General features: G+C 67.8%; 3 protein-coding genes. 1 reads left to right on the top strand and 2 read right to left on the bottom strand.

Annotated elements, in window-relative coordinates:
• Both D7X74_RS41330 and D7X74_RS41335 read right to left on the bottom strand, forming a co-directional pair.
• Window positions 1-265 (bottom strand): prephenate dehydrogenase/arogenate dehydrogenase family protein (locus D7X74_RS41330; protein ID WP_120538396.1); only part of this gene is annotated, 265 nt, incomplete at its 3' end.
• Between the two features lie 136 nt (window positions 266-401).
• Entirely contained in the window at window positions 402-1,907 is a 1,506-nt protein-coding gene (locus D7X74_RS41335; protein ID WP_120538395.1) for a hypothetical protein, read from the bottom strand.
• Window positions 1,908-2,076: 169 nt separating this feature from the next.
• On the opposite strand from D7X74_RS41335, the gene D7X74_RS41340 reads away from it, so the two are divergent.
• Window positions 2,077-2,285: hypothetical protein (locus D7X74_RS41340; protein ID WP_147446893.1), on the top strand; the 209-nt coding region annotated here is incomplete at its 3' end.

Consider the following 2,285-nt stretch of genomic DNA (forward strand, 5'->3'; position numbering starts at 1 on the left):
CCTTCACGCTGCCCACGTCCAGCACCAGGTGCTCCGGCCGCAGGTGGGGCTTGAGCGCCAGCAGCACCTCGCGCACCTGGGGCACCGGCACCGCCACCACCACCAGCTCCGCCCCCTCCAGCAGCTCCGGCACGGAATGGGCGCGAATCGCCTCCGGCAGCGCCGCCCCCGGATCCATCGCCCGGTAGCCCAGGTCCGCCGCCTCCAGCAGCGCTCCCAGCGCACGTCCAAACCGTCCGTATCCCACGAGGGCGATTTTCGGCATTCTGTAAGATTACATCGGTGGCGGCATGGCGCGGTACGTCCTGGAGGGTAGGGAAGCCGGAAATAGCAGGGCCGCCGGGCCCCTGTTCGAGAGGGACCCGGCGGCGGGGACTGCGTTCAGCGAAGGGGGAGGCGGACTACCGGCCGCCGCGCGTCGGGTGCTCGGTGATGCAGGCCTCGGTCTTCTCCGGGACGACGAAGAAGGGCTCCGAGCGGGCGAGGCCCTGGGTGTTGCCGAGCCAGCCGTCGCCGATGGAGCCCGCGCCGTCGTACACGAGGGCCGTCCAGTCGTTCTGCGACGCGGCGAAGACGTCCGTGCTGTCTCCGTCGGCGTTGAGGTCCTGGGCGACGTACGCGTTCAGGATGACGCCGTTGTTGTTGAAGTCGAGGTTGGCGCTCGCGGTGCCGCTGACGAACCCGTTGTTGATGCGCACGCCGTAGTGGGCCAGGTCCGCCTCGGTGGTCGGGCTCAGGGGAGCGAAGGCGTAGAACTCGTTGACGGACGACTCATACACGGTGCCGATGCGCACGCGCGAGTAGTCGAGCACGCCGTTCACGTTGTCCACGCGCAGGCCGCCCAGCTGGTAGTGGTAGTTCATCAAGCTCAGGTAGTTGGGCTTGTAGTTCGCGTTCTCGTTGCCACCGTGCATCAGGCCGATGTTGTGCCCCAGCTCGTGCATGATGGTGCCGGCCTGCTGCTGCTCCGTGCCGCCGGGGGTGCTCCAGTTGCCCAGCGTCATGATGAAGTCGTGCGCGGGGATGCCGCGCGAGATGCCGCTGGAGCCGCCCGCGTTGTAGTGGTCCGCCACCAGCAGGTAGTGGAAGAACGGCGCGCGGCGCGCGTTGAAGTACTTCGCCTTGATGACGTCGAAGTCCGTCCACACCGGGTTCAGGTCCAGGTCCACGTCGGCCGCGGCGATCTGCTGATCCGCCACCAGGTGCAGCGCGACGCCCGTGGTGCCGTTCGGGTTCGTCACCGGCGCGGCGGCGAAGGCGGCCGTCACGCGATCCAGCGCGCCCTGCGTGGGCTTGAGGCCGGGGTAGTAGTCCATCTCCACGAAGACGTCCTTCTTCTTCGGGTCCGCGCCGTAGTAGCGCAGGTCCACGCCGCCGTAGCCGAACAGCTCCGCGTTGTCGCTGATGCGGTCCCCGTCCGTGTCGGAGTTGTAGGGATTGGTGCCGTAGCGGGCCTCCGCTTCGTCACACACGCCGTCCGCGTCGGAGTCGATGGCGGTCGTCAAGCACAGGTACACGGGCTGGACGTTGGAGATCTCATAGGTGTTGCCGTCCTGCGTGACCTCCTCGTACTTGGGCTTGTGGTAGACGCTCACGGAGCGGTAGCCCGCGCGGGAGTAGTAGAGCCGGAGGGCTTCCTGGCCGGACGCCACGGTGAGCAACTGGACCTGCGTGTCGCCGTTGTGGTTGCCGTAGGCGTCGAAGACGTAGAGCCCCGACGATTCCGTCTGCCGGAAGGTGGGGTTGGTGCCGCAGCCATTGCCGGTGCAGACGCCGGACAGCACGGTCACGGTCGCACCCTCGATGGCGCTGCCCGAGCCGGCGTCGTAGACGTAACCGTAGACACAACCGTTCAGACCGATGAGGGCCATGGAGGCCGTCAGCAGGTTCTTGTGAAACGTGGACATGGAGGTCCCCCTCGAAGGAGTCAGGGGCTGGGCTTCTTGCCAGCCGGGACATCTACGAGGGCCGGATTAATTATTCCTCACCGCTGCTGACATTTTGTCCCGGGCTCCAGGCCTGCCTCCTGCAAACGGAGCTATCCCCAGGGGCCGGCAGTGCGTATCACGGGGACTCGTGCGAACGCCCACCGACCGCTACCTGCCGCCCCATGCCGCTTCCCCTTCCGCGTCGTCCGCGCGCGGACGGGTGGTGGTCATCGCGCCCACTCGCGCCGCGTGCGAGACCATCGAGCTGGCCCTGGGCCTGCGGCTCAAGACCTACCTGGAGCAGCACCACGGCGAGCGGCTGCGCGAGCTGGCCCGGGGCGGGCAGGGGTTCGGCAT

Origin of the sequence: Corallococcus sp. CA047B, assembly GCF_003612065.1 — a bacterium.
Classification (GTDB): Bacteria; Myxococcota; Myxococcia; order Myxococcales; family Myxococcaceae; genus Corallococcus; species Corallococcus praedator.